General features: G+C 69.5%; 29 protein-coding genes. 15 read left to right on the top strand and 14 right to left on the bottom strand.

What is annotated here, in order from left to right:
- Positions 1-99: 99 nt before the first annotated feature.
- Complete coding sequence (locus GQ57_RS12520) at positions 100-1,719, bottom strand: NAD(P)-binding protein (RefSeq protein WP_034198011.1); 1,620 nt, start codon at positions 1,717-1,719, stop codon at positions 100-102.
- Positions 1,719-3,233 carry a polyamine aminopropyltransferase gene (locus tag GQ57_RS12515; RefSeq protein ID WP_031400228.1) on the bottom strand — a complete coding sequence of 505 codons (1,515 nt, stop codon included), beginning with the start codon at positions 3,231-3,233 and terminating at the stop codon, positions 1,719-1,721. The genes GQ57_RS12520 and GQ57_RS12515 overlap by 1 nt, the downstream gene beginning before the upstream one ends.
- Positions 3,234-3,354: 121 nt before the next feature.
- Between GQ57_RS12515 and GQ57_RS12510 the strand changes: the two genes are divergently transcribed.
- Genes GQ57_RS12510 through GQ57_RS12490 form a run of 6 tightly spaced genes read left to right on the top strand, consistent with a single transcriptional unit; the run spans position 3,355 to position 7,257 of the window.
- Positions 3,355-3,741: a DUF350 domain-containing protein gene (locus GQ57_RS12510; RefSeq protein ID WP_031400227.1), complete on the top strand. Its 387-nt coding sequence runs from the start codon at positions 3,355-3,357 to the stop codon at positions 3,739-3,741.
- A gap of 27 nt (positions 3,742-3,768) precedes the next feature.
- A complete protein-coding gene (locus tag GQ57_RS12505; protein ID WP_031400226.1) occupies positions 3,769-4,803 on the top strand; it encodes an SPFH domain-containing protein in 1,035 nt (344 codons plus the stop codon).
- Between the two features lie 9 nt (positions 4,804-4,812).
- Positions 4,813-6,324 (top strand): DUF4178 domain-containing protein, encoded by a 1,512-nt coding sequence (locus tag GQ57_RS12500; protein WP_034198010.1) that lies wholly within the window; start codon positions 4,813-4,815, stop codon positions 6,322-6,324.
- Positions 6,321-6,470: a hypothetical protein gene (locus tag GQ57_RS43050; protein ID WP_160257521.1), complete on the top strand. Its 150-nt coding sequence runs from the start codon at positions 6,321-6,323 to the stop codon at positions 6,468-6,470. The genes GQ57_RS12500 and GQ57_RS43050 overlap by 4 nt, the downstream gene beginning before the upstream one ends.
- A complete protein-coding gene (gene speD / locus GQ57_RS12495) occupies positions 6,467-6,850 on the top strand; it encodes an adenosylmethionine decarboxylase (RefSeq protein WP_034198009.1) in 384 nt (127 codons plus the stop codon). The genes GQ57_RS43050 and speD overlap by 4 nt, the downstream gene beginning before the upstream one ends.
- A 26-nt stretch (positions 6,851-6,876) precedes the next feature.
- Complete coding sequence (locus GQ57_RS12490) at positions 6,877-7,257, top strand: hypothetical protein (RefSeq protein WP_031400223.1); 381 nt, start codon at positions 6,877-6,879, stop codon at positions 7,255-7,257.
- Here the strand turns inward: GQ57_RS12490 and GQ57_RS38155 are convergent.
- The 3 genes from GQ57_RS38155 to GQ57_RS12475 form a co-directional block, all read right to left on the bottom strand.
- Positions 7,254-8,042, bottom strand: coding sequence for a lysozyme inhibitor LprI family protein (locus tag GQ57_RS38155; RefSeq protein WP_052001281.1), 789 nt, complete (start codon positions 8,040-8,042; stop codon positions 7,254-7,256). The genes GQ57_RS12490 and GQ57_RS38155 overlap by 4 nt on opposite strands.
- A 116-nt stretch (positions 8,043-8,158) precedes the next feature.
- Positions 8,159-9,046 carry a DUF4261 domain-containing protein gene (locus GQ57_RS12480; protein WP_031400221.1) on the bottom strand — a complete coding sequence of 296 codons (888 nt, stop codon included), beginning with the start codon at positions 9,044-9,046 and terminating at the stop codon, positions 8,159-8,161.
- Between the two features lie 210 nt (positions 9,047-9,256).
- Positions 9,257-9,709, bottom strand: a complete 453-nt coding sequence (locus tag GQ57_RS12475; protein WP_031400220.1) for a type II toxin-antitoxin system RatA family toxin — start codon at positions 9,707-9,709, stop codon at positions 9,257-9,259.
- Positions 9,710-9,888: 179 nt separating this feature from the next.
- On the opposite strand from GQ57_RS12475, the gene GQ57_RS12470 reads away from it, so the two are divergent.
- Both GQ57_RS12470 and GQ57_RS12465 read left to right on the top strand, forming a co-directional pair.
- Positions 9,889-10,929, top strand: a complete 1,041-nt coding sequence (locus tag GQ57_RS12470) for a bifunctional nicotinamide-nucleotide adenylyltransferase/Nudix hydroxylase (protein WP_031400219.1) — start codon at positions 9,889-9,891, stop codon at positions 10,927-10,929.
- A 74-nt stretch (positions 10,930-11,003) separates the two neighbouring features.
- Positions 11,004-12,437, top strand: coding sequence for a nicotinate phosphoribosyltransferase (locus GQ57_RS12465; protein ID WP_034198008.1), 1,434 nt, complete (start codon positions 11,004-11,006; stop codon positions 12,435-12,437).
- 114 nt (positions 12,438-12,551) lie between these two features.
- On the opposite strand, the gene GQ57_RS12460 is transcribed toward GQ57_RS12465, so the two are convergent.
- Complete coding sequence (locus tag GQ57_RS12460; RefSeq protein WP_152603243.1) at positions 12,552-13,349, bottom strand: hypothetical protein; 798 nt, start codon at positions 13,347-13,349, stop codon at positions 12,552-12,554.
- Positions 13,336-14,847, bottom strand: coding sequence for an aminotransferase-like domain-containing protein (locus tag GQ57_RS12455; protein WP_052001279.1), 1,512 nt, complete (start codon positions 14,845-14,847; stop codon positions 13,336-13,338). Before GQ57_RS12455 ends, GQ57_RS12460 begins: the two co-directional genes overlap by 14 nt.
- Before the next feature lie 126 nt (positions 14,848-14,973).
- Between GQ57_RS12455 and GQ57_RS12450 the strand changes: the two genes are divergently transcribed.
- Complete coding sequence (locus GQ57_RS12450) at positions 14,974-15,861, top strand: DMT family transporter (protein ID WP_034198006.1); 888 nt, start codon at positions 14,974-14,976, stop codon at positions 15,859-15,861.
- A gap of 52 nt (positions 15,862-15,913) precedes the next feature.
- Here GQ57_RS12450 and GQ57_RS12445 read toward each other — a convergent pair whose 3' ends face one another.
- The gene (locus tag GQ57_RS12445) at positions 15,914-16,282 is read right to left on the bottom strand and encodes a VOC family protein (protein WP_031400214.1); all 369 of its coding nucleotides are present in this window, start codon (positions 16,280-16,282) and stop codon (positions 15,914-15,916) included.
- Between the two features lie 77 nt (positions 16,283-16,359).
- On the opposite strand from GQ57_RS12445, the gene GQ57_RS12440 reads away from it, so the two are divergent.
- Positions 16,360-17,061, top strand: coding sequence for a helix-turn-helix transcriptional regulator (locus tag GQ57_RS12440; RefSeq protein WP_031400213.1), 702 nt, complete (start codon positions 16,360-16,362; stop codon positions 17,059-17,061).
- Positions 17,062-17,099: 38 nt separating this feature from the next.
- Here GQ57_RS12440 and lysA read toward each other — a convergent pair whose 3' ends face one another.
- Complete coding sequence (gene lysA / locus GQ57_RS12435) at positions 17,100-18,338, bottom strand: diaminopimelate decarboxylase (protein WP_031400212.1); 1,239 nt, start codon at positions 18,336-18,338, stop codon at positions 17,100-17,102.
- Between the two features lie 109 nt (positions 18,339-18,447).
- Between lysA and GQ57_RS12430 the strand changes: the two genes are divergently transcribed.
- Together GQ57_RS12430 and GQ57_RS12425 are read left to right on the top strand one after the other, a co-directional pair.
- A complete protein-coding gene (locus tag GQ57_RS12430; protein ID WP_031400211.1) occupies positions 18,448-19,362 on the top strand; it encodes a LysR family transcriptional regulator in 915 nt (304 codons plus the stop codon).
- Between the two features lie 56 nt (positions 19,363-19,418).
- The gene (locus GQ57_RS12425; RefSeq protein ID WP_031400210.1) at positions 19,419-20,018 is read left to right on the top strand and encodes a GNAT family N-acetyltransferase; all 600 of its coding nucleotides are present in this window, start codon (positions 19,419-19,421) and stop codon (positions 20,016-20,018) included.
- 86 nt (positions 20,019-20,104) lie between these two features.
- On the opposite strand, the gene GQ57_RS12420 is transcribed toward GQ57_RS12425, so the two are convergent.
- The 3 genes from GQ57_RS12420 to GQ57_RS12410 all read right to left on the bottom strand — a co-directional run bounded on the left by GQ57_RS12420 (position 20,105) and on the right by GQ57_RS12410 (position 22,537).
- A complete protein-coding gene (locus GQ57_RS12420; protein ID WP_034198005.1) occupies positions 20,105-20,680 on the bottom strand; it encodes a DUF4142 domain-containing protein in 576 nt (191 codons plus the stop codon).
- Between the two features lie 385 nt (positions 20,681-21,065).
- Complete coding sequence (locus GQ57_RS12415; RefSeq protein WP_031400208.1) at positions 21,066-21,689, bottom strand: HAD hydrolase-like protein; 624 nt, start codon at positions 21,687-21,689, stop codon at positions 21,066-21,068.
- A 17-nt stretch (positions 21,690-21,706) separates the two neighbouring features.
- Positions 21,707-22,537, bottom strand: coding sequence for a substrate-binding domain-containing protein (locus GQ57_RS12410; RefSeq protein ID WP_034198004.1), 831 nt, complete (start codon positions 22,535-22,537; stop codon positions 21,707-21,709).
- Positions 22,538-22,791: 254 nt separating this feature from the next.
- On the opposite strand from GQ57_RS12410, the gene GQ57_RS12405 reads away from it, so the two are divergent.
- The 3 genes from GQ57_RS12405 (at position 22,792) to GQ57_RS12395 (ending at position 24,062) form a co-directional block, all read left to right on the top strand.
- Positions 22,792-23,172 carry a DUF4087 domain-containing protein gene (locus tag GQ57_RS12405; RefSeq protein WP_081894927.1) on the top strand — a complete coding sequence of 127 codons (381 nt, stop codon included), beginning with the start codon at positions 22,792-22,794 and terminating at the stop codon, positions 23,170-23,172.
- A gap of 138 nt (positions 23,173-23,310) precedes the next feature.
- Positions 23,311-23,787 (top strand): GNAT family N-acetyltransferase, encoded by a 477-nt coding sequence (locus GQ57_RS12400; RefSeq protein ID WP_081896647.1) that lies wholly within the window; start codon positions 23,311-23,313, stop codon positions 23,785-23,787.
- Positions 23,788-23,840: 53 nt separating this feature from the next.
- Positions 23,841-24,062 carry a DUF1653 domain-containing protein gene (locus tag GQ57_RS12395; RefSeq protein WP_031400204.1) on the top strand — a complete coding sequence of 74 codons (222 nt, stop codon included), beginning with the start codon at positions 23,841-23,843 and terminating at the stop codon, positions 24,060-24,062.
- Between the two features lie 21 nt (positions 24,063-24,083).
- Here GQ57_RS12395 and atpC read toward each other — a convergent pair whose 3' ends face one another.
- Together atpC and atpG are read right to left on the bottom strand one after the other, a co-directional pair.
- The gene (atpC, locus tag GQ57_RS12390) at positions 24,084-24,542 is read right to left on the bottom strand and encodes an ATP synthase F1 subunit epsilon (RefSeq protein WP_031400203.1); all 459 of its coding nucleotides are present in this window, start codon (positions 24,540-24,542) and stop codon (positions 24,084-24,086) included.
- 11 nt (positions 24,543-24,553) lie between these two features.
- On the bottom strand, positions 24,554-25,423 hold the full coding sequence (gene atpG, locus GQ57_RS12385; protein WP_034198029.1) for an ATP synthase F1 subunit gamma: 870 nt from the start codon (positions 25,421-25,423) through the stop codon (positions 24,554-24,556).
- Positions 25,424-25,600: the final 177 nt, after the last annotated feature.

Raw genomic sequence — 25,600 nt, 5'->3', positions numbered from 1 at the left:
CGCGTCTGGCGGTGCGGCTCCGTCGGCCTGCTCGATGCAGTCGGAATGTCGCGCGATTATAGCGGGTGGCGGCGTCGCCGCCATGACGGATGTCGACCGTCAGGCCAGCACGCGCCGGGCCGCGAGCATGCCCCAGTACGACGCTTCCTCGAACAGCGACAACCCGGACAGGTCCGCATGCGCGAACACGACCGGGCCGTCGGCGTCGCGCAGCGCGAGCAGCCCCGGCCGGCTCAGGAAGCCGACGTCGGGCGTCGCCATCGCGTGGCCGCGCACGGTGATCTCGAGCGCCGTCGCATGCTTCCACAGTTCGCGCCCGTAGACGGCCTGCAGGTCGATCGCCGCCTGCTCGCGCAGCGCGTCGGGCTTCGCCTGCGCGAGCCAGCGCCGCGTGTCGTCGGGCGAGCGGGTGCTCAGCGCCTGGTAGGCGGAGAACACCGAGCGCGTCGGCGGCGACATCCGGATCAACTGGTGGGTCGAGACGACGTAGCCGAGCCCCGCGCCGTCGTAGACGACGTTGTCCCACGCGAGCGGCACGCCGGCCTCCTCGGCCGGCATGCCGTCGAGCAGGAAGTTCGACACGAGCCATGGCGCGCGCGGCGGCAGGTCGCGCGCGGGATCGAAGCCGTAGGCGGAAAGCTGCGGAAACACGCGCGCCGCGACGAACAGCGGCATCGCGCAGACGACGCGCCGCGCCTTCAGCGTGAACGTCGACAGCGCGCCGTCGTCGCCGAGGCGCGCGCACAGTACGTCGACGCCGCCCGCGCGTTCGGTGGCGCGCACCGCGAAGCCGTCGCGCGACCACACGTTCGAGCCGGTGCGCGCGCCGATCGAATCGCACAGCTTCGTCACCATCGTGTGCAGCCCGTCGGGCCAGGTGAGCACCGCGCCGTCGCCCGCGTCGCCCGCGTGGCCGCCTCGCGACGAGAAATAGTGCAGGCCGGCCCAGGCCGACACGCGCTCGTAGCCGGCGCCGTAGTCGTCGCGGCAGCAGTAGTTCAGATACCAGTGCAGCGCCTGCGCGGTGTAGCCCTCGTCGAGCAGCCACTGCCGGAACGAGCGCCGGTCGAGCGCACGCCAGCGCGGGTCGCGCGACGATTCCGCGATCGGGATGCAGAACACCTTGCGGTCGTCCGCGCCGCGCGCGGTGCGCAGCCCGTCCGTGTACGCGAAGAAGCGCGCCTGCTGCGCGAGCGCGTCGGCCCCGAGGCCGGCCGTCGGCACGATGCCGTCCTGCCACTGCCCGGCGATGAAGAGCCGTTCGTCGGGCGCATGGACGAGCACGCGCTCGTCGAACACGGGGCGCGTGGAGAACGGGGCCGATTCGATTACGCCGAGATCGGCGAGCATGTCGCGCAGATGCGCGGATTCGAGCGACGGCAGCGGCAGGTAGTGCGCGCCTTTCGGATAGCCGAGATCGCCGAAGCGGCCGCCGGCCGCATTGCCGCCGAATTCGGGGCCCGCGAGCACGGTGAAGCGCGTGTGGCCCGCGCGCGCGAGCTGCCAGGCGCACGACAGCCCGGCAGCTCCCGCGCCGAGGATCGCGACGTCCGTCTCGAGCGTGCCGGACGGCGGCGGCAGCGCGGCATGGTCGCGCAGCGCGTGGCCTTCCCGCATGCCGGGGTAGTCGACGCGCGGCGTCGTTTCGATCCAGCCGGTGCGCCCGCACGCGGCGAGCGACGCGGCCGCCGATGCGACCAGGAAGGTGCGGCGGTCCATCAGCGCAGCACGTGTTTCCAGTCGTCGTCGAAACGGCGCACGAGCGGCTGGTCGTTGAGTTCGTTCGGCGACATCGGCAGCGCCGGCATGTCGGCCGGGAAGTGGAACATCTCGACGGCCGTCTGCGCGTCGAGCCAGCGCGTCGGCACCGAGTAGTGCGTCGGGATCGTGAAATCGCGGCGCTTGCCGGCGATCACGAAGCCCCAGTCGCCGAACGACGGCACGTAGCAGTGGTACGGCCAGGTGTTGAGCCCGGCTTCGTGCAGCGTCGCAATGATGGTCCAGTACGCGTGCGGCGCGAAATACGGCGACGTCGACTGGATCACCGCATAGCCGTTCTCCGACAGGTGGCGTGCGAGCAGCCGGAACACGGGTACCGAATACAGCCGGCCGAGCCCGAAGTTGGTCGGATCGGGGAAGTCCACGACGATCGCGTCGTACACGTCGGCGTTCGATTCGAGCCAGCGCACCGCGTCGTCGTTGATCACGTGCACGCGCGGGTCCTTCAGCGAGCCCTGGTTCAGCCTGACGAGCGGCGCGGACGTCGAGAACAGCTTCGTCATCGCGGGATCGAGATCGACGAGCGTGATCTGCTCGAGGTTGCGGTGCTTGAGCAGCTCGCGCACCGCGAGACCGTCGCCGCCGCCGAGCACGAGCACGCGCCGCGCCCACGGCAGCGCCTCGATCGTCGGATGGATCAGCGCCTCGTGATAGCGGTGCTCGTCGCGCGTCGAGAACTGCAGGTTGCCGTTCAGGTACAGCCGCATGTCGTCGTGCCACTGCGTGAGCACGATGCGCTGGTACGGCGTCGTTTCGGAATAGATCGTCTCGTCGCCGTACACGCCGTGCTCGGCCCAGTGCGTGATGCGGTCGGAGAGCGCGAAGCCGGCGACCAGCAGCCCGATCACGAGCGACGCGCGCATCAGCTTGCCGCGCACGTTGCGGATCTCGTCGCGGAACAGGTGGGTCGTCCACAGGGCGACGAATGCGTTCAGGAGGCCGAACAGGAAGCTGGTGCGCAGCAGGCCGAGCCGCGGCGCGAGCACCAGCGGGAAGATCAGCGACACGGCGAGCGAGCCGAGATAGTCGAAGGTCAGCACTTCGCTGACGGTGTGGCGGAAGGCCTGGCGCCGCTGCTGGAACGCGCGCATCACGAGCGGGATCTCCATCCCGATCAGCATGCCGAGCGCCAGCACGAGCGCATAGAGCGCCGCGCGGAACGGCGCGGCGAGCCACGCGAACACCGCGAACAGCAGCGCGGCCGATACGCCGCCGAGCAGCCCGACGAGCAGCTCGATGTCGACGAAGCGGTCGAGCACGTCGTCGTCCTCGACGAACTTCGCGAGCCACGAGCCGATCCCCATCGCGAACAGGTAGCAGCCGATCACCGACGAGAACTGCAGGATCGAATCGCCGAGCAGGTAGCTCGACAGCGCGCTGCTGATCAGTTCGTAGCCGAGCCCGCACGACGCGAGCACGAGAATCGACAGGACGAGCGCGCGCCTATGCAGCATGGCGGGTCCGTTGTGCGGTGCTCGGCAATGTGGATATACTGGCGCGGAATTTTGTCCGTGGGCCCGGTGCGGGTCGGCCGGCGGCGGGGCGGCGAACCGAGCACAAAACCCGAGGGAAAGAATGAATAGTGCCTATCTTTATGCGGTTCATTTACTGTCGGCGTTCGTGCTGCTTCTCGTGTTCGCGGCAGTGTACCTGAAGGTCACGCCGTTCGACGAGCTGGCGCTGATCCGCGACGGCAACACGGCCGCGACGCTGTCGTTCGGCGGCGCGCTGATCGGCTTCTGCCTGACGCTCGCGTCCAGCATCGCGCACAACTCGACGCTCGGCGAGGTCGTGATCTGGGCCGTCGGCGCGATGGCCGTGCAGCTGATCACGTATGCGGCGCTGACCCGCCTGATGCCGGGCATGAATCACGCGATCGAGGATCGCAACGTGGCGATGGGCGGCCTGATGGGCACCGCGTCGCTTGTCGTCGGCATCATCAATGCCGCCTGCCTGACCTGACGCGCCACGCGCTTCGAGGAGACCGACATGAGTCTGGGATCGTTTATCCGCAAGCAGTTCGTCGACGTCCTGCAATGGACGGAAGACACCGACGGCGTGCTGGCCTGGCGCTATCCGATGGAAGACCAGGAAATCCGCTACGGCGCCAAGCTGACCGTGCGCGAGACGCAGGTCGCGATCTTCGTCAACGAGGGCAAGGTCGCCGACATCTTCCAGCCGGGGCTGTTCACGCTGGAAACGCAGACGCTGCCGGTGCTCACCTACCTGAAGAACTGGGACAAACTCTTTCAGTCGCCTTTCAAGTCGGACGTCTATTTCTTCAGCACGCGGCTGCAGCTCGGCCGGCGCTGGGGCACCGCGCAGCCGGTGACGATCCGCGACCGCGAGTTCGGCATCGTGCAGCTGCGCGCGTTCGGCATCTACTCGTACCGGATCGTCGACGCGGGCGCGTTTCATCGCGAGGTCAGCGGCACGCGCGCGCAGTACACGGTCGACGATCTCGAACAGCAACTGCGCAACCTGGTCGTCACCGCGATGAGCACGACGTTCGGCTCGTCCGACGTGCCGTTCGTCGACATGGCCGCGAACCAGTCGCTGCTGTCGCAGCGCATCGCCGAGGCGCTGGCGCCGGTGTTCACGCGCTACGGCCTCGCGCTCGACGCGTTCGCGGTCGAGAGCGTGTCGCTGCCGGCGGAGCTGCAGAAGGCGCTCGACCTGCGGATCGGCGCGGGGATGGCCGGCGATCTCGCACGGGCCACGCAGTACCAGACCGCGCAGGCGATTCCGCTCGCCGCGCAGAATCCGGGCGGCCTCGCGGGCGTCGGCGCGGGGCTTGCCGCGGGCGCGGCGATCGGGCAGGCGATGGCCGGCCAGATCGCGGGCGCCGCGCAACCGGCGCCGGCGGCCCAGCCCGCGCCCGCCGCGCAGCCCGCCGCGCCGGCCGACGGCACCGACTACGTGCAGCGGCTCGAGCAGTTGAAGGCGCTGTTCGACAAGGGGCTCGTGACCGAAGACGAATATTCGCGCGCGAAGGCCGAGATCCTCGCCAAGCTCACCCGGTAAGCGTCGCGCATGTTCAGTACTTCGTGTCCCCAGTGCGGCGCGCAGGTCGAGTTCCGCTCGGCGGCGGCCGTGATGGCCGTCTGTGCGTTCTGCCGCAGCACGCTGCTCAAGCGCGGCACCGACGTCGAGCGGATCGGCGAGCTGGCCGCGGTGCTCGACGATGCGTCGCCGATCCAGATCGGCACGGCCGGGCGCTACGGCAAGCGTACGTTCACGGTGCTCGGGCGCATCCAGATGACCTACGACGCCGGCGCGTGGAGCGAGTGGTATGTCGTGTTCGACGACGGCGCGTTCGGCTGGCTGTCGGATGCGTCGGGCCAGTACGCGGTCACGGTGCGCGAGCCGGACGACACGTCCGGCGGCGCGTGGCCGGCGTTCGGCACGCTGGAGCCGGGCATGCGGATCGACCACGGCGGCCGCGCGTTTCTCGTGTCCGACGTCCGCACCGCACGCTGCACGGGCGGCGACGGCGAACTGCCGTTCCGCGTCGATGCCGGCTGGGAGGCGCGGGTCGTCGATCTGCGGACCGGCAGCGCATTTGCGACCTACGACTATTCCGACGCGGACGCGAACGGCGGGAGCCCGGTCGTCTATTCGGGCGAGGCGCTGGCTTTCGACGCGCTCGCCTTCACGGGGCTGCGCGATACCGACGCCGATACGCGCGAGAAGCGCGGCGCGGAGATGGTGCCGTTCGCATGCCCGAGCTGCGGTGCGCCGCTGTCGTATGCGCCGAACCTGGCCGACTACGTCGTGTGCGGCAGTTGCCATGCGGGCGTGCAGTGCACGGCCGAACAGCAGACGGTGTTCGCCGCGCAGCGCAGGCTCGATGCGGTGAAGGGCGCGCTGGCGCTCGGTGCGACCGGCGCGTTCGACGGCGTGAAGTACACGGTGATCGGCATGATGCGCTGCCGCGTGCCGGGCGATGCCGAGACGTGGGACGAATACCTGTTGCTGAACCCGAAGCGCGGCTTACTGTGGCTCGTGCAGAGCGAAGGGCGCTGGGAGCGCGTGCAGGTGCTCGACGCATGGCCGACGATCGGCGGCGAGGCCGACGTGACCGACGGCGGCAAGACCTACCGGCAGCGCGAGGCATACGACTCGGAGGTCGTGTACGTGGTCGGCGCGTTCAACTGGCGCGTGCAGGTCGGCGATCGCACGCAGATCGTCGACTACGGCTGGCAGAAGGACAAGCTGACGCGCGAGCGCAGCGACGCGGAGATCGTCTGGTCGCGCGCACGGCCGCTGTCGGCCGGCACGCTCGCCGAACGCTTCGGCACGCCGGCGCTCGCGACGGCCGCGGTGGCGACCGGCGCCGCCGCGTCGACGGGCCTGTTCGGCCGGAAAGGCCCGCACAGTTTCGCGCCGCTGCCGCTCGTGTTCAGCGCGTTGCTCGTGATCCTGAACATGGGCGCGCTGTTCTCGTTCAGCGGCCGCTCCGTCTTCGTGCTGATCGGCCTGCTGGTGCTGTGGCTGCCTGAATGGCTGTGGAAGGGCTTTGCGTCGGACGGAGGGAGCACGTGATCCGCTACGTCCTCTACGGCATCTACGGGCTGATCGTCGTCACGCTGTTCAGCTGCGCGTCGATCGGCGGCAGCGGATCGGGCGGCAGCGGCTGGGGCAGTTCATCGGCCCGCAGCGGCTACTCGTCGTACGGGTCGCACAAATGACCGCGCGCGACGGGATCGCGCCGCCGCGCGCGGCGCTCGGCTCGCACGTGCTGGCCGACCTGGCCGGCGTCGACCCGGCGCTGCTGCGCGACGCCGCGCGGCTTGAGGCGATCCTCGCCGACGCGGCGCAACGGGCCGGCGCGCGCGTGATCGGCGCGCATTTTCATCATTTCGGCGGCGAGCACGGCGTGACGGGTGTCGTGCTGCTTGCCGAGTCGCACATCACGATCCATACGTGGCCCGAGCATCGCTTCGCGGCCGTCGACGCATTCATGTGCGGCGCGGCCCGCGCGGCCGATGCGGTCGACGCGATCGCCGCCGCGCTCGGCGCGCGGGCGCAGGTCCGGCAGCAGGTCGAGCGCGGCGGCGCGCCGGCGTGAGCGCGCATTTCACTTCCCCTACCGATATGCACAACAGAATACGATTCACCGCGTTGCTCGGCTTCGCGCTGCTGGCCGGCAATGCTGCCGCCGACGTGCCGCCGAAGCCGCCGGGGCCGGTCGTGACGGTCCACTTCGATTACGACGAGAAGGACGATGCGCGCCTTCATGCGCTGGAACGCCGGCTGGATCGGGCGGTGAAGCAGGCGGGCGCCGGCGAGCTGGGCGAGACCGAGCTGCATCGCGACGGCAACGACGGCTATCTGTACCTGTACGGCGCGAGCGCCGACCGGCTGTACGCGGTGGCGCGCCCGATCCTGAAATCGTCAGGATGGCTGACCGGCATGGAGGTCACGCTGCGCCGTTCGTCCGGCGCGGAAACCTTCCCGCTGCGACGTTCCCGCTAGCGGTCGAACCGGAACGTCGACACGCTGTGCATCGTGGCGTCGTCGGTGCCGATGACGCCCTCCGTATTGACGACGGCTGCCCGCCTGCCGTTGCTCAGCACGGCCCAGTAGCAATCGCCGCCGGCGGCGTGAAAGCCGGAGTCCGGGTCGCTGATGCCGCACGTGATCGTCGCGCGCATGCCGCGCCAGCCGGCGCCGGCGAAGCGCTCGACCGTCTGCGGGATGCCGGGGCCGTTGGTGGTCGTCCAGGAGCCGTCGTCCTGCCGTTCGAAGCCGGCCTTCTGTTCCGCGACCGGCTCCAGCGCGCCGTCGACGATCTCGAACGCGATGAGGTAGTCGCTGCCGTTCATGTTGCGGCCGACGATCGCCACGCAGCGGTCGCCGCCTAGCACGGGGCACGGCTTCTTCACCTGCCGGTTCGCGAGATATTCGAACGAGATGCCGAGCGCCGGATCGCGGTAGGTGTTCCAGCCGGCGTGCTTCACCTGCTTCAGCGCCGCGGTGCGGTCGCGGTAGGCGGTCGAGATGCATGCGGCGTCGGCGCACGCGTCGCGCCGTGCGAGCCATGCGCGTTGCGACCGGATCACGGCCGGCGGATCGGCGGCGAGGGCGAGCGTGTCGTCGTAGGCGCCCGACAGCGCGTTGTCGGTCGATACGAGCGCCTTGTCGGCGCAGATCAGGTGCTCGGTGCGCGTCCTGGCGCGCGTGCAATCGATGCCGCCGGCGTGGGCCGGCAACGCCAGGCCGAGCGCGGCCAGCACGAGACAAAGGCGAATGCCGAACATCGGCGGCTCCTCATCGGGTTCGAACGGCGGCCGTCGCGCGGCCGCAAGGCGATGCCGCGGCGCACGCGGTGCAGGCCGCGTCGCGCACCGGGGCGATGCGGCGCGGCCGGGCGCGATCAGCGATTGATCTCGTCCGCCGAGATCAGCTCGGCCACCAGCACCGGCGCGGGCCCCTGCAGGTAGTACTCGTGCTCGAGCGGTTCCCGCAGCCTCATGAACGTTTCCGCGCCGATCTGCATCGTTTCGCCCGCATGCATGCGGGCGCCGCTTTCCAGCAGGTAGTGCATCACGTTGTTGAAGATGCCCGAATAGCGTTCGCCTTCGTGATGGCCCTGCGCGAGCGCGGCGAAATCGGGCAGGCCGAACACGTCGGCGCCGTAGGTGCGCATCCACACGCCCTCGACGCCTTCCACGTCGTACTTCACGAAGCCGCAGAAGAACAGGTTCAGCGGGATCGCGCGCAGCACTTCGAGGCTTTCCTCGCCGAGTTCCTTCGCGTTGAAGATGCCGGCCGGCAGCGACGTATGCGCGTGCTCGTTCAGCACCGCGAGGCCGTTCTGTTCGGCGAGCGCGCCGGCCACCGCCGCCAGCGCGACGTACTGGTCGAGCGGGTTCGCTTCGTGGCCGGCGTAGTAGAGGATCACGTGGCTGCGGCTCGCGCGCACCTGCTGCTTCAGGTCCTGCCCGTAGTGGGCGGGCGCGACGCACGCCTCCAGCGCTTCGGCCGGATAGGGCGCATCGAAGCCGACCAGCCGGACGACATGGTTGCCCCAGCCGGCGAGGCCGAATACCTGCTCCAGCGTCGGCTCGGTTTCGACGCGCGCCTGCTTCATGCTCGGATGGTAGGCGCGCAGCGCGGCGGTCAGCGATGCGATATCGACCTGCAGCGGGCCGTCGAAGACGACCGTCACGCTCAGCGGGTGTTCGATGTCGGATGCCGCGACCAGCGCGGCGGTGTTGTCGGGTTCTTCCTTGCGGCCGAAGAATCGGGAAATCAGGCTCATGGGATCGTGTTGGTGTCGAAGCCGGTCAGGGGGCGTGCCCCGTTCTCTCGGTCGGGGCCGGCCGTCGGGGTGACGGCCGCCGCTAGTTTCCACGGGTTCGGCGAATCTGGCAAATGCGCGGCGCGCGCCCGACGGTGCGTTCGGGCGGCATTCGGGCCGCATTCGTGCAGCGGCGTCGGCACGCGGGCGCATGCCTCGCGGCAGCGCCGGTCAGCGCGGCAGGGCTTCGGTTTCGGCCCAGCGCTTGAACGAGTCGAGACGCCGGCGCGTCTGCACGAGATAGAACGCGCCGATCAGCGGTTCGAGCAGCCAGCGCAGCCACGCCGGCTGCACGCGGAAGTTGTACGTGAACTTCACCTCGGTCGTGCCCGGCGTGTGCTCGGTGAAGTTCCAGCTGCCGCTGAAGCGTTCGAGCACTTTCGGCCCGTCGACCATTTCGACGGCGGCGACTTGCGGCGGACGGTACGAGATGTAGCGCGACACCATCGTCGCGCCCGACTGGCTGCGACAGAACGCATCGACGCCGACATCGGCCGTCATCCCGTCGAGCAGGTAGGCGTCGGCGAGGAAGCTGTCCCACACGAGCCGCCGCGCGTAGTCCTGCGACCACGTGAAGAGGCGCCTGCGATCGACGCCGACGGTCCGGCTGACTGAGATCCTCATGATGGCGGGCGCATGCGCGGATTGGGATGCCGTCGAGTGTAACCCGCGCGGGCCGTGCATTTCGTCAGACTTGGTCAAGTCGGGCGCGGGCCCGGTTGACGCCCTCCGGGATTTCCCCTAGGATTCTCGTCAATCCTTCGGGAAAGACCCGAAGCGTTTCCATCTCTTGAGGGAGCCTCATGAGTACGCAACAGAACCGGCGCTTCGACGCGCTCGTTTTCATTGGTCGTTTCCAGCCTCCGCATCGTGGTCACCTGAACGTGCTGAAGTCGGCACTGAGCCGGGCCGAGCGCGTGTGCGTGCTGATCGGCTCGACCGACAAGCCCCGCACCGTCAAGGATCCGTTCTCGTTCGACGAGCGCCGCCAGATGCTGGCTTCGCTGCTCGACGCGCCCGAACGCGGCCGCGTGACGATCGCGCCGTTGCAGGATTCGACCTACAACGACGGCGACTGGGTGCGCTGGGTGCAGGATGCCGTCGCGTCCGCGCTCGGCGACGTCGCGCAGCGCAAGGTCGGGATGATCGGCCACGAGAAGGACGCCACCTCGTATTACCTGCGGATGTTCCCGCAATGGGAATTCGTCGATGTCGACGCGACGGAAGACATTTCCGCCACCGAGATCCGCGACCAGTATTTCGCCGAGCGTTCGAACAGCTTCGTGCAGTGGGCCGTGCCGGAGCCGGTATACGGCTGGCTCGAGCGCTTCCGCACGCAGCCGGAATTCGCGCAGCTGAAGTCGGAAGCCGAGTTCATCGCCGCGTATCGCAAGGCATGGGCGGCCGCACCGTATCCCGTCACGTTCGTGACGGTCGACGCCGTGGTCGTGCACTCGGGGCACATCCTGCTCGTGCGCCGCCGCAGCGAACCGGGCCGCGGCCTGTGGGCGCTGCCGGGCGGGTTCGTGAACCAGGACGAGCGGCTCGACGCGGCCTGCATTCGCGAGCTGCGCGAGGAAACCGGCCTGAAGCTGCCGGAGCCCGTGCTGCGCGGGTCGATCAAGGATCGCCAGGTGTTCGATCACCCGACGCGCTCGCTGCGCGGCCGCACGATCACGCATGCGTGCCTGTTCAACTTCCCGACCGGCGAGCTGCCGCGCGTGAAGGGCAGCGACGACGCGGACAAGGCGCGCTGGGTGCCGCTGAACGAATTCGCGCAGATGCGCAACGTGATGTTCGAGGATCACTTCGACATCGCGTATCACTTCCTGGGGAAGCTGTAATCCGCTGATTCCCCGCATTCCGGTCCGCCGCGACAGACGCGGCGGCATTCCAACGGCCTAGAGGAGCTCTAGCCATGCAACACGATTCCGGCAGTTTCGCCGCGGTTCTCGCCAATCCGATCCTCAACACGGATTCGTACAAGGCTTCCCACTTCCTGCAATATCCGCCCGACGCATCGGCGATGTTCTCGTACGTCGAATCGCGTGGCGGCCGCTACGACCGCACGCTGTTCTTCGGCCTGCAGATGCTGCTGAAGACGTATCTGAACACGCCGGTCACGCACGCGATGGTCGACGACGCGCGCGATTTCTTCACGGTGCACGGCGAGCCGTTCAACGAGGCCGGCTGGCGCTACATCGTCGAGCGCTACGACGGCCGTCTGCCGGTGAAGATCCGCGCGGTGCCCGAGGGGTCGGTCGTGCCGGTGCACAACGTGCTGATGACGGTCGAGTGCGACGATCCGCAGGTGTTCTGGCTCGCGTCGTATCTCGAGACGATGCTGCTGCGCGTGTGGTATCCGGTGACGGTCGCGACGCGCAGCTGGCACCTGCGCCAGACGATCCGCCGCTTTCTCGAGCGGACCGACGACGATCTCGCGCAACTGCCGTTCAAGCTGCACGACTTCGGCGCGCGCGGCGTGTCGAGCGCGGAATCGGCCGCGATCGGCGGCGCGGCGCACCTGGTGAGCTTCATGGGTTCGGACACGGTGCTCGGCGTACTGGCCGCGAACCGCTTCTATCGCGAGCCGATGGCCGCGTACTCGGTGCCGGCGGCCGAGCACAGCACGATCACGTCGTGGGGGCGCGAGGGCGAGGCCGACGCGTACCGGAACATGATCCGGCGCTTCGGCTTGCCGGGCGCGATCGTGTCGGTCGTGTCGGACTCCTACGATCTGTTCGCGGCGCTCAACCTGTGGGGCGGCGAGCTGCGGCAGGCCGTGCTCGATTCGGGCGCGACGCTGGTCGTGCGCCCCGATTCGGGCGACCCGGTGACGATCGTGCTGCAGACCGTGCGCGCGCTCGACGCGTCGTTCGGCTCGACCGTGAACGGCAAGGGGCGGCGCGTGCTGAATCGCGTGCGCGTGATCCAGGGCGACGGCGTCGACGAGCTGTCGATCGAGGCGATCCTGTCCGCGCTCGACGACGCGGGCTATGCGGCCGGCAACGTCGTGTTCGGGATGGGCGGCGCGCTGCTGCAGCAGGTGAATCGCGATACGCAGCGCTTCGCGATGAAGTGCTCGGCGATCCGGCGCGGCGGCGTGTGGCACGACGTCCGCAAGGACCCGGTCACCGATCAGGGCAAGCGGTCGAAGAAGGGGCGGCTCACGTTGCTGCGCAATCGCCGCACCGGCGAGTATCGGACCGTGACGCTGCCGGTTGCGTGGGACGACCGGATGGTCGAGGGCGAGTGGGACGAGGCGCTCGAAACGGTGTTCGATACGGGGCGCCTGCTCGTCGATACGTCGTTCGCGGACGTGCGGGCGAGGGCGCACGCCGGGGAGCGGTGATCCGCCGCCGGGCGCGGCGCGGCGGCAGGTGCCGTGCTCCGGCGAGGCGGGCGTTCGGTCGCGACGCCGCGCGCGATTCGCGCGAGCGGCGCGCGCCGGACGCCGTCGCGCCGATCAGCCGCCCGGCAGGCCGCAACTGCCCTTGCAGAACATCAGCCCGAACGGCGCAATCGCATGCCGGACGGATTCGCCTGCCCGGTTGAACGGCGCTTTCATCGTCTTGATCGCCTTTCCGGTCGCGGTGTCCGGAACCCGGACGATCACGTTGCTGGTGGTGGTCTGGCCGATCGAGAAGGGATCCATGCCGTCCCGCTTCGCGCGCGCATCGAGCGCGGCGTCGTCCAGCGGCGCTTCTCTCGTGCCGTTCATCGGCACGTTCTTGCACAGGATGTCGTCGCCGGAGGCGGCCGAAAACCCCGCGCCGTGCAACGCCTGCCGTTCGTTCGATGAAAGCCCGGGATCGAGGTGTCCGAAGCAGATCACCAGGTGGGTGCTGAACGAGGTTGCGGTTGCATCGGCCTGGATGTCGGAAACATAGGGCCGCCAGGCCATGTCCGGGTTGCCGATCGCCCGCAGGTCGGGGGTCACGCTGTTCGCGCTTCGAAACGTGTAGGTATGCGAATAAGTGCTCATCAGCAACGTCTTGCCGTCATGGCCGAGGAAGGTGGGCCCTCGTGCCTCCTCGACATATTCGTTGTGGTCCGGGTATTCGATGACGTTCTCGGCGATCGCGTGCGAGGCCGGGATCAGGGCGGCCAGCAGCAGGAGTGTCTTGACGGGATTCAGTGGCATTGTTCGTACCTTCCGATGCGGGCAGGCGGCATCGTGCGATGGGTGGTTTCGGCCCGCACGTCCAGGGTGCGGGCCCGCAGCGCGACAGGACGGGCGGCGCGCCGTCCTAGGTCGCGCCATGCGGATCGAATGCGAACGCGTCGCCCCGACCGGGCAAGGTTCCCTCGTCCGGCGAAACAGGCCGAGGCGCATCGGTCGACGCCCGTGCCGCCTCCATCGCCCGCGCCAGTGCGTCGAACACCGCCGGCCCCTTGCAGCGCGACACGTTGAAGCGCAGGTACGACGTCGCGCTGCGCGACGCGCTGAACACGTTGCCGGGCGCCAGCACCACTTCGTGATCGAGCGCGTGGCGCGCGACGCGCGCGGCGTCCAGCCCGTCGGGCAGCTCGGCCCACACGAACAGCCCGCCGCGCGGCTCCGTCCAGACCCGGAGCCCGGCGCGTGCGATGCGCCGGATCGTTTCGCCCATTGCGTCCGCGAGACGCGTGCGCAGGCTGTCGACGTGGCGCCGGTAAGTGCCGTCGACCAGCAGCCGGTGCACGACGTTCGCGCCGATCTGCGCGTGGCCGAACGACGTCGCGAGCTTCAGGTCGACGAGCGCGTCGATCCATTCCGGGCGCGCGGCGACGTAGCCGCAACGGATCGCGGCCGACAGCGTCTTCGAGAAGCTGCCGATCGACACGACGCGCGACAGCCCGTCGAAGGCGGCGAGGCGCGGTGCGGGCGTGCTCTCGAAATCCGCGAAGATGTCGTCCTCGACGATCAGCAGGCCGTGCTCGGCCGCGAGCGTCAGCAGCCGGTGCGCGACGGGCGCCGCGAGCGTCGCGCCGGTCGGGTTGTGCAGCGCCGAGTTGGTGATGTACAGGCGCGGCCGATGCTCGGCGAGCACCTGCTGGAAGCGTGCGAGATCGGGGCCGTTCGGCGTGTACGGCACGCTGACGATCCGCGCGCGGTGCGCGCGCAGCAGCGCCTGGAAGTTGAAGTAGCACGGATCGTCGAGCACGACCGTGTCGCCCGGCTCCAGCAGCAGGCGGCAGACGAGATCGAGCGCGTGCGAGCCGCCGTCGGTCACCATGATCTGCGCGGGTTCGGCCTGGACGCCGTGCTGCGCGAGCCGCCATGCGAGCTGCTGGCGCAGCGCGGGCAGGCCGAGCGGCGTCGCGTAGTCGGTCAGCGCGTCGGGTTCGTCGCGCGACACGGCGCGCAGCGCGCGGCGCAGGCTCTCGTCCGGCAGCCACGACGGCGGCAGCCATCCGCAGCCGGGTTTCACCGACGTCGGCGCCGCCTCGAGCGACTGGCGCGACAGCCACAGCGGATCGAGCTCGCGATCGAGGCGCGGGCCGAGCGAGGCGAGCGTGAGCGGCGGCGCGTGGCCCGACACATAGAAACCCGAGCCGCGCCGCGCGACGAGCACGCCTTCGCTCGCGAGCCGCTCGTATGCGTCGACGACCGTCGATTTGGACACGCCCAGCCCGTCGGCCATCATCCGGATCGACGGCACGCGCGCGCCGGGCATCAGCGCGCGGCTCGCGATCCGCGCACGCAGGGTATCCATCACGGTTTCCACGCGCGTGCGCGACGCGGCGGGCGGAACGGGGGGCGGGGCGGCCTGGCTCATGGTGAAGAATGAACTGTACGGCCGGTTGTCCAGTACAGTTTGTCCGAATTGTATTGGGCTGTAGCTTACGCGCTTTTCGCGGGCGGCGGATCATCGGTGATCCCCTTTCCCCGTTCAGGAATTCCCGTGCAAAAGACGACCGACGGATGGCTCAGCGGCCTGCTGGGCGTGATCATCTTCAGTGGCTCGCTGCCCGCGACGCGTGTCGCGGTGCAGGGGCTCGACCCGCTGTTCCTCACGTTCGCGCGTGCGACGATCGCCGGCGTGCTCGGCCTGCTGTTGCTGGTCGCGCTGAAGCAGCGGCGGCCGACGCTGGCCGAGGCCGTGTCGCTGGTCATCGTCGCGCTCGGGGTCGTGGTCGGGTTTCCGCTGCTGACGGCGCTCGCGCTGAAGCACGTGACCTCCGCGCACGCGATCGTATTCGTCGGGCTGCTGCCGCTTTCGACCGCGCTGTTCGGCGTGTGGCGCGGCGGTGAACGGCCGCGGTTGCCGTTCTGGATCTTCTCGATCGTCGGCAGCGGCGCGGTGGCCGCGTTTGCGCTGCGCAACGGCGGCCAGGCGTCGGTGGCCGGCGACGCGCTGATGCTGGCCGCGATCGTCGCGTGCGGGCTGGGCTACGCGGAGGGCGCGCGCCTGTCGCGCCAGCTCGGCGGCTGGCAGGTGATCTCGTGGGCGCTCGTGCTGTCCCTGCCGCTGATGCTGCCGCTCACGGCGCTCACGTGGCCCGCGTCGTTCGCCGGCGTCGACGCCGGGGCGCTGTGGGGGCTCGCGTACGTGTCGCTGTTCAGCATGCTGATCGGCTTCGTGTTCTGGTACCGCGGGCTCGCGCTCGGCGGGATCGCGGGTGTCGGCCAGTTGCAGCTGCTGCAGCCGTTCTTCGGCCTGCTGCTGGCGGCCGGGCTGCTGCACGAGACGGTGCCGCCGTCGATGGTCGCGGTGACGGTCGTGGTGGTCGGCTGCGTGGCGGGCGCGAAGTACTTCTCGAAGATGGTGCCCGTGCAGCGCACGGGGTGACGTGCCGCACGGGGCGGCGGGCGGGCGCCGTCGCCGGCCCGCCGCGCCGGGCTCATTCGTCGGGCGTGCACACCCGCAACCGGTGGCCGTCCGGATCGAGCGCGACGAACGTCAGCCCGAACACCGCCGCCGTCGGCGCCTGTTCGAACGGCACGCCGAGCGCGCGCCATGCGTCGTACAGGCGCTGCACGTCGCGATCGTCGTCGACGATGAATGCCAGCTCCGACCGGTGGCCGGCGCCGCCCGATACGAAATCGCGTGCATGGGTCGACCACAGCCCCAGCGTCAGCCCGCTGTCGAACGTGAATGCCGCATAGGTCGGAAACGCGGCGACGGGCGGGCGTTCGAACAGGCGCTCGTAGAACCGCGCGCTGCGCGTCGGGTCCTCGACATACAGAAGAACGAGATTCGGGGAGATCATGCGGGGCCGTCCTGGTATCGATTAAGATGCGTTCCATTCTACGAACGGATGCTGTCAGAAAATGGCAGCATGGAACGATGACGCGTGCCGAACGATTGCTCTCGCTGCTGCAGGTGCTGCGGCGTCACCGCCGCCCGGTGAGCGGGCGCGTGCTGGCCGGGGAACTCGGCATCAGTCTCCGTACGGTCTATCGCGACATCGCGTCGCTGCAGGCGCAGGGCGCGGATATCGAGGGCGAGCCGGGCGTCGGCTATGTGCTGCATGCCGGGTTCATGCTGCCGCCGCTGATGTTCTCGCAACCGGAACTGGAGGCGCTGATGCTGGGCTTTCGCTGGGTCGGGAAGTTCGCGGATGCGCAGCTCACGGCGGCCGCCGCCGACGCGCTCGCGAAGATTTCCGCGGTGCTGCCGGCCGACCTGCGCCGGGAGATGGAATGCATGACGTTGCTCGTCGGCCCGCGCACCGTCGAGGATCGGGAAACCGTCGACCTGGGCGGCGTGCGCACGGCCATCCGTACCGAAAGCAAGATCCGGATCCGCTATGCGGGCGAGGGCCGGCGCAAGGCCGACGAACGGATCGTCTGGCCGTTCGCGCTCGGCTATTTCAATGACGTGCGGATTCTGGCCGCGTGGTGCGAGCGCCGGAACGATTTCCGGCATTTCCGCACGGATCGGATCGTCGCGCTCGAGCGGCTGGATGTGCGCTACCCGCGGCGGCGCGCGGCGTTGCTGAAGGCGTGGCGCGCGGCGGGCGCCGATGTGCGGGTGGCGGTGAGGTAGCGCGAACGGGGCGCGCGCCCCGTTTCACGCTGCACGCGTTACTCGAACGTCTCGAGCGCGAGCAGTTCCGCGATCGTCTGCCGGCGGCGAATCAGCCGCGGCGTGCCGCGATCGACGAGCACTTCCGGCGCGAGCGGCCGGCTGTTGTAGTTCGACGACATCGATGCGCCGTACGCGCCCGCGTCGTGCAGGAACAGCAGGTCGCCGATCTGCGGCTGCGCCAGCGTGCGGTGCGTGACCACGCCGCCCGCGTCCTGCGTGAACACGTCGCCCGATTCGCACAGCGGCCCCGCGATCGCGAGATCGACCATCGGCCGGCCGGCGGGCAGCGAGCCGTCGTGCGCGTGCACGGACACCGCGTGGTAGCTGCCGTACATCGACGGACGCATCAGGTCGTTGAAGCCCGCGTCGATCAGCACGAAATCGTGCTTCGGGCGGCGGTTGACGGCCTGCACTTCGGTGACGAGCGTGCCCGCCTCGGCGACGAGGAAGCGGCCCGGTTCGATCTCGATGCGCACCGGGTGGCCGAGATGCCGCTCGATCCGCTTGCGCGCCGCGTCCCACTGGCTGAAATAGTGGCCGACGTCCACGCGCGGCTCGCCGTCGCGATACGGGATCGACAGGCCGCCGCCGGCCGAGATCGCGTCGATGTCATGGCCGAGCGACGTGACGAGATCGACCATCGCGTCGCACACCTGCGACAGGTGGCCGTAGTCGACGCCGGAGCCGATATGCATGTGGATGCCGACGAGCTTCAGCCCGTACTGGCGCACGATCTCGATCGCGCGCGGCACGTCGTCGATCCAGATGCCGTGCTTGCTCTGCGGGCCGCCGGTATTGGTCTTGTTGCTGTGGCCGTGGCCGAAGCCGGGATTGACGCGCAGCCACACACGGTGGCCCGGCGCATGCTCGCCGATGCGCGCGAGCATGTCGAGCGAGCCGGCGTTCACGGTCACGCCGTGCGCGAGCACGGCCGCGAGCGTCGGGCGGTCGATCAGGTCGGCCGTGAACACGACGCCTTCCGGCTCGCCGGCCGGGCTGAACCCGGCCGCGAGGCTGCGCTCGATCTCGCCGAGCGACACGGCGTCGACGCACGCGCCTTCCTCGCGCATCAGCTTCAGGATATGGATGTTCGAATTCGCCTTCTGCGCATAGCGGATCACGTCGAACTGGCGCAGTTGGGCGATGCGGTCGCGGATGACGTCGGCGTCGTACACCCACAGCGGGGTGCCGTATTGCTGCGCGAGCGCCGCGAGCTGGCGGGAATCGAGGGACATGGCGGATGAGTCGGGTCGAATGAACGGATGACGTGAATGATGCGCCTGATCCGCTATACAGTAAAATGCCTGGTTGTCTGGATTCTATTCATATCTGATATAGCCGATCATGCTCACGCACCGCCATATCGAGGTCTTTCGCGCGCTGATGGTCACCGGCAGCACGACGCGCGCGGCCGAGATGCTCTACACGTCGCAGCCGACGATCAGCCGCGAGCTTGCGCGGATGGAGCAGGTCGTCGGCTTCGCGCTGTTCGAGCGCACGCACGGCCGGCTGCGGCCGACGATGGCCGCGCTCACGCTGTTCGACGACGTGCGGCTCGCGTATGTGGGGCTCGAGCGCGTCGCGGCAACCGCCGCGCGGCTGCGCGAGTTTCGCGACGGACAACTGTCGGTGATCGCGCTGCCGGCGTTTGCGCATGCGATCCTGCCCGGCGCGTGCCGGCGGTTTCTCGGCGCGCACGCGGGCGCCAGCGTGTCGGTGGCGACACAGGAGTCGCCGGTGATCGAAGAGTGGCTGACCGCGCAGCGTTACGACCTCGGGCTGACCGAGCGCGACGTCGCGCCGGCCGGCACCGTGCTCGCGCCGCTGCTCGAAGTGGACGAAGTCTGCGTGCTGCCCGACGGCCATCCGTTGCTCGCGCGGGACGCGATCGACCTGCTGGATCTCGCCGATCGCCCGTTCGTGAGCCTGTCGTTGAACGATCCGTACCGCATCCTGATCGACGAGGCGTTCGCGCAGCTCGGCGTGGCGCCGCGCTCGGTCGTCGACACGCCGTCGGCCGTGTCGGTGTGCGCATTCGTGCGGCAGGGGCTTGGCGCCGCGATCGTCAATCCGTTGACCGCGCTCGATTTCGTCGGGCGCGACCTGCACGTGCGGCCGCTCACGCGGTCGTTTCCGTACCGCGTCAGCATGATCGTGCCCGAGCATCGGCCGAAGAGCCTGCTCATCGATGCGTTCGCCGACGCGCTGCGCGGTGAGGCAAAGGCGATCCGCCGCCGTCTCGCCGCCCACCTCGGGTAGCGGCACCGTATGATGGGCGTTTCGCTGCCAACGCCGTCACTTTCCGGACTTCCGCCATGACCGACGCCTCGCCTTTCCCCGAACAACCGACCCTCGCGGGGGAGCGCATCGAACTGCGGCCGCTCGATGCGTCCGACCGGCAGGCATTGCTCGATGCCGCCGCGGACGGCGAGCTGTGGAACCTGAAGGTCACGGCCGTGCCGGACGCGGAGACGATCGACGCGTATATCGATACCGCGTTGCAGGGGCGTGTGGCGGGCACCGTGATGCCGTTTTCGATCGTCGACCGGGCATCGGGCCGCGTGATCGGCAGCACGCGTTTCTGGAAGATCGATCTCAGGAACCGCAAGCTCGAGATCGGCCATACGTGGCTGAGCGAATCGGCGCAGCGCACGCGTGCGAACACGGAAGCGAAGTGGCTGCTGCTGACCTATGCGTTCGACACGCTGCGTTGCGTGCGCGTGCAGTTCACGACCGACGAGCTGAACGAAAAATCGCGCGCGGCGATCCTGCGGCTCGGTGCGAAGCAGGAAGGCATCGTGCGTCACGAACGGATCATGCCGGACGGTCGCAAGCGCAATTCGGTGCGCTTCAGCATCATCGACGACGAGTGGCCGGAGGTGCGTGCACGGCTGGCGGCGAAGCTGGCGACCTGAACCGTGACGCGTGGCGTGCGCCGCGCGGCCGGAAGGCGCGCGGCGACGGACGCCACGCCGCGCACCACGCGCGACGCCGCAGCCGTTTACTGCGCCGATGCGAGGTGGTGGCGTTCCGCGAGTGTCTGCGCGTCGGCGTAGTGCTTCTGCAGGATCGGCAGCGACCGGCGCGCGACTTCCTTCAGCTGCGTGTCGCGGCCCGATGCGATTTCGGCCTGGAATGCCGAGATCGCCTTCTGCTGGCCGGCGAGCGCCACCTGCTCGATATAGGCCTTGTCGAACTCGGCGCCGCGCAGGCGCTTGATGCCGTCCAGCACGGCGGCGTCGGGGTCGTTGGCCGGCACGTCGACGCCGCGCGGGCTCGCCGCGCGCAGCGCCTGGATGATCCTTTCATCGTCGGCCGACACGCGTTGCGCGAACGCCTTGACCTGGCTGTCCGACGTGCGCGAATCGGCGATGCGCGCCGCGTCGTGCTGCGTCGACACGGTTTTCGTGCCGTCGGCGACGAAGGCCTGGTCGGCTTCGTGGAGGCGCGTCGCGGCGGCCGGCGCCGGTTGTGCGGTTTGCGCAGTTTGCGCAGTTTGCGCGGTCGCCGTCACGGCGACGAGAAGCAGGCCGGCAGCAGACAGCGCAAGGCGCGAGACATGGGGAAAGCGGTGCATGGGACCTCCTTTCGATCGGGGCTCGGGTTGAACGGCGGATCGGGCGATCCGCCGCCGGGCGGAAAACCGGGCGTGCCCGGGCCGGATTCGACCGCCGCGCTGCCGCGGAGCCGGTCGAAGTGCGTTCCGGTCCGACCGATTCTAGGAGCGCGTTCAGGCAGCAGGTGCAACCGTGCTGTGGCTTGTGTAACGATTGGTAAGACGAATCGATGCGCCCGCTCGCCGACAGGTATCGGGTACCGGTCGCCCACGGGATGGCGGAAATTCTTGCGTGCGTGCCTGCGCCGGGCGCGACGCGCGCATGCGTCATCCGCGCTTCATCGCGTTGCCGCCGCGTCGTGAGAAGAAGCGGAGCGCCCGTGCGGGGAAAATGCGGACGAACGCGTCACACGCGCTCGAGCAATGCGTCGAGGGAGGGCAGCAACGGCGTCGCGCAATGCGCCTGCAGCGCGTCGGGCGCGGTGTAGCCCCATGCGACACCCTGGAATGCGATGCGCGCGCGGCGTGCCGCGTCGGCGTCGCGGATTTCGTCGCCGACATACAGCACTTCGTCGCCGCGCACGCCGGCCTCGCGCACGAGCGCGCGCAGGCGGCGCGCCTTGCCGAACAGCGGAATGCCGCACGCGAAGGTATCGACGCGGCCGCTGGCGCGCGGGCCGAGCCGGTCGCGCACGATCTCCTCGGTATTCGACGTCGCGATCGCGATGCGGATGCCGCGCGCAGCGAGCGCGTCGAAGGTTTCGCCGACGCCGGGAAACAGCCGCACCTGGGCGACGCGCGGCCGCATCAGGCGGCGCATGTCGATCGTCACGCGCGGCACTTTCCACATCGGCACCTCGAGCGCGCGAATGATGTCGCGCGCCGACATGCCGCGCAGCGCCGGGCGCAGCTCGGGCGTCGCGTCGCGAAAGCCGTGCAGGCGCGACGCCTCCGACAGCGCCGCGAGAAAGCTGTCGAGCGAATCGGCGAGCGTGCCGTCGAAGTCGAAGGCGACAAGGCGGTAAGGCATGACGGGGCGCGGCGGGTTCATGGGGTGGGCGAGGTCGGCACCGGATCGAGGCCCGTCGCCTGCACGGCCGGCTGCGCCTGCGGCGACGCGAGATAGTCGAGCAGCTTCTTCGCCTGCGCCGGATGCTCGGCGCCGACCGGAATCCCGCCCGCGAAGCGCGTGACCGACTGCACGGATTCCGGCACCTTGCCCGCATACGTGACGCCCGGCACCGGCAGCAGCTCGCTGACCTGCTGGAAGCCGATCTCGTAGTCGCCGTTCGCGACGACCGATGCAACCGGAATGCGCGGCACCTTCGTCGCCTTCGGCTTCACCTGGGCCTCGACGCCGAGCTTCCGGAACATTTCCTGCTCGATGTAGACGCCGCTCGCGCTGTCCGAATACGCGACCGATTTCGCGCGCAGCAGCACGTCCCGCAACTGGTCGACCGTACCGATGTCGGGCTTCGGCGCGCCGGCGCGCACGACCATGCCGATCCGCGAATCGGCAAGCTCGACGCGCGAGGCGGGAATCACCTTGCCTTCCTTGACGAGCCGGTCGAGCGCGTAGCCGACCATGATCAGCACGTCGGCTTTCTCGCCGTTTGCGAGGCGGTTCGGAATCGCTTCCTTCGACTGTCCCATCGACGGGCCGGAGATCGTGTCGAGCGTGTCGCCGGTGGCGGCCGTGTAGGCGGGGCCGAGCTGCGTGTAGGCGGCCGTGAAGCCGCCGGAGATCATCACGCGCAGTTCGGTTGCCGCGGCCGGCAGCGCGACGCACACGAGCGAGACGGCGGCAAGCCGGAGCGCGGCGCGGCGCGCGCGGCGAAGGCGGGGGGCAGGGGCGGCGAGGGCGGCTCGGTCGCGCATCGGGGTGTCTCCTTGGGGGCGGTCGTGGTCGGGGTGCGCGCTGCGGCGCTGTCGGCGCGCACGGGCTACATGATCCACCGAAATGCGGATGCGGGTAAGCGGGCCAGCACGCCGTGCCGGAATCCGGCGGCGCGCGCCTCGTGCGCCGCGTTCGCGGGACCGGGCGGCGCGCGACGTGCGGACGAAAGCCCGGTATGCTGTCCGGCGCCCGCGATCGCGGTTTGCCGACTTCTCTTCCTGTCCGGATCGATGCAATGAAAATCACGCGTGCCGCTTGTGCGATGTGGATGCTGGGCGCGGCCCTGGCGCTGACGGCCGCGACGAACGCGGCGGCCGCGCCGGAGCGGCGCTGCGGCTGGCTCGAGAATCCGACGCCGGCCAACTGGTGGCTGGACGACAAGGACAGCAGCTGGACGCTGTCGACCATGGGCAACCCGCCGGTGCCGGGCCTCGACGAGATGCCCGACATGTCGACGAAGGGATGGGTCGTCACCAACGCAGGCGGGCACGGCTACGGCTGCGCCTGTCTCGACCTCGAAATCGATCCGCGTACGCACGAGGTGACGCGGATCGTGGCGGCCCGGCCGCTGCCGCTCAAGCGCTGCAAGGCGGACCGGGCGCTGCGGGCGCCGTGAGCCGGGGCGGGCCCGGGCGGCGGGCTCGCGGCGTTGCACGACGGTCCGGCGGCGCGACGCCTGCCCGCCAGGTGCCGACGGGCGCGTGGCGCCGCTTGTAGCCGGGCGCGCGGCGCGGTATCGTCGACGCTTCGACCGATGCGACCCCAACCGGAGACCGACGTGCCCGCCGACACCCCCGCCACCCCCGCCACGCTCAGATTTTCCACCGACAAGCGCGAACTCGACGTCGATGTGATCTTCGACTTCCTGCATCGCGATGCGTACTGGTCGCAGGGTATTCCGCGCGAGGTGGTCGAGCGGGCGATCGAGGGCTCGCTGTGCTTCGGCGCGTATGTCGGCAACCGGTTCGTCGGGTTCGCGCGGCTCGTCACCGATCACGCGACGTTCGCGTATCTGTGCGACGTGTTCGTGCTGCCGGCCGAGCGCGGCAACGGCTACGGCCGCGCGCTGATCGACCACGTGTTCGAGCAGGAGATGGTGCAGGGCCTGCGTCGCATCATGCTCGTGACGACCGATGCGCACGCGCTTTACCGGCCGGTCGGTTTCGGGCCGTCCGCGAATCCCGAGCGGCTGATGGAGATCCGCCGTCCCGACATCTACGCGAAACGCTGACGCACAGCGCGTACAATGCGCGCTTTCCGTTTTTTGCCGTAGAGAAGCGCATCATGACCGAACAGGAAGCCGAACAGCTCGCAACGCATCGCCACTACAAGGGCGGGCTGTATCGTTACATCGGCGTTGCCCGTCATTCGGAAACCGGTGAATCCGTGGTCGCGTACGAGCACCTGTGGCCGCATGTGCGCGGGCTGTGGGTGCGTCCGGAAGCGATGTTCAACGGCAACCTCGAAGACGGCACGCCGCGCTTCCGGAAGCTGCGCGGCGACTGACCGCGCGCGGGCGGCACGGCCCTAGCCGGCGCCGCCCGGCGTATCGCGCGTAGTGTGCTGCCGCATCGCCATCGCGAAGAAACGCCGGATCTCGTCCATCAGCTCCGTGCGGGCCGACGCGAAATCGAATGCGCGCCGGTGCTCGGGCGCATGTTCGCGGCGCCAGTCGTCGGCCGCGCGTCGCGCCTCGCGCGCCCGCAGGTCGTCGAGCTCGGGCGTGCGCAGCGCATGATCGGCGATCAGCGTCACGCCGTCGCGGCTCACCTCCAGCAGGCCGCCCGCGACGAGGAGGCGGCGATGCGGGCCGCCCGGCGCCTCGACCACCGTCACGACGCCCGGCCGCAACCGCGTGAGCAGCGGCGCGTGGTGCGGGTAGATCCCCAGCTCGCCGCTTTCCCCCGGCGCGACGACGAAATGCGCGTCGCCGGAGAACAGCACATCCTCCACGCTCAGGATGTCGAGTTTCATCGACGTTTCCACGATTCCCTCCGTCAGACGGCCGCCGCGCCGGCGACGATCTCGCACAGCTCGGTGGTGATCTGCGCCTGCCGCGTCTTCTGGTACAGGTGGCGCAGGTCGCGCAGCACGCGATCGGCGTTCTCCGTCGCGGTCTGCATGCTGAACATGCGCGCGCATTGTTCGCACGCGTAGTTTTCCACGACGGCCTGGTAGAGCGTCGCCTCGACATGGCGCAGCAGCAGCGTGTCCACGGCCGGTTTCGGCGCGGGCTCGTACAGGTAGTCGGACGCCTCGGCGTCGCCGGCCGGCGCGCCGGGATCGAGCCCCGCGAGCGGCAGCATCGCGTCGATGCGCGGTTCGTAGGCGAGCGGGCTCGTCAGGCGGTTGTAGGCAATGTGCACCTCGTCGAGCTCGCCGTTGACGAACCCCGTGAGCGGCACGAGCAGCGCGCCGAGCAGCGGCTCGAAATGCGGTTCGGCGGCCAGGCCGCTCGCGCGCGCCGTGACGGTCGCCCCGTGGCGCATCAGCGGCGCGAGGCCGCGCGCGCCGATCACGCTCAGCTCGCAGGCCACGCCGGCCTGGTCCCAGCGCGCCAGCGCATCCACGCATTCGACCAGCAGCCGCGTATTGAGCGGGCCGCACAGCCCGCGATCGGTGCTGACGACGATCAGGCCGACGCGGCGCACCGGCGCGCGCCGCGCCATCAGCGCGGACAGGTGGTCGGGCCGGTCGCGCAGCACGCGTTCGACGATGTCCCGGATGCGGGTCGCGTAGGGCCGGAAATCGCGCGCGCGCCGCTGCGCGCTCGCCATCTTGGTGCGGGCCATCATCTCCATCGCTTTCGTGATCTTGCGCGTGGACGACGTACTGGCGATTTTCGAGCGGATTTCTCGTATGTGCATGGCAGGCCGGCGAAGCGGGGCGCCCGGGTCGCCGGCGCGACGGCGGCGCGACGGGCGGCCGGGCGTGTGGTCCGCGGCCATCGAAGTGTCATCGCGCGATTTCATGCTATCGGGACTTCACCTGAAACGATTGACGAGGGTCAAACGATGGCCTTCCGTCACGCATGAGAATCCGTT

This window comes from Burkholderia sp. MSh2 (genome assembly GCF_000731655.1).
GTDB lineage: Bacteria > Pseudomonadota > Gammaproteobacteria > Burkholderiales > Burkholderiaceae > Burkholderia > Burkholderia paludis.
This window is presented reverse-complemented; position numbering and strand designations above follow the sequence as displayed.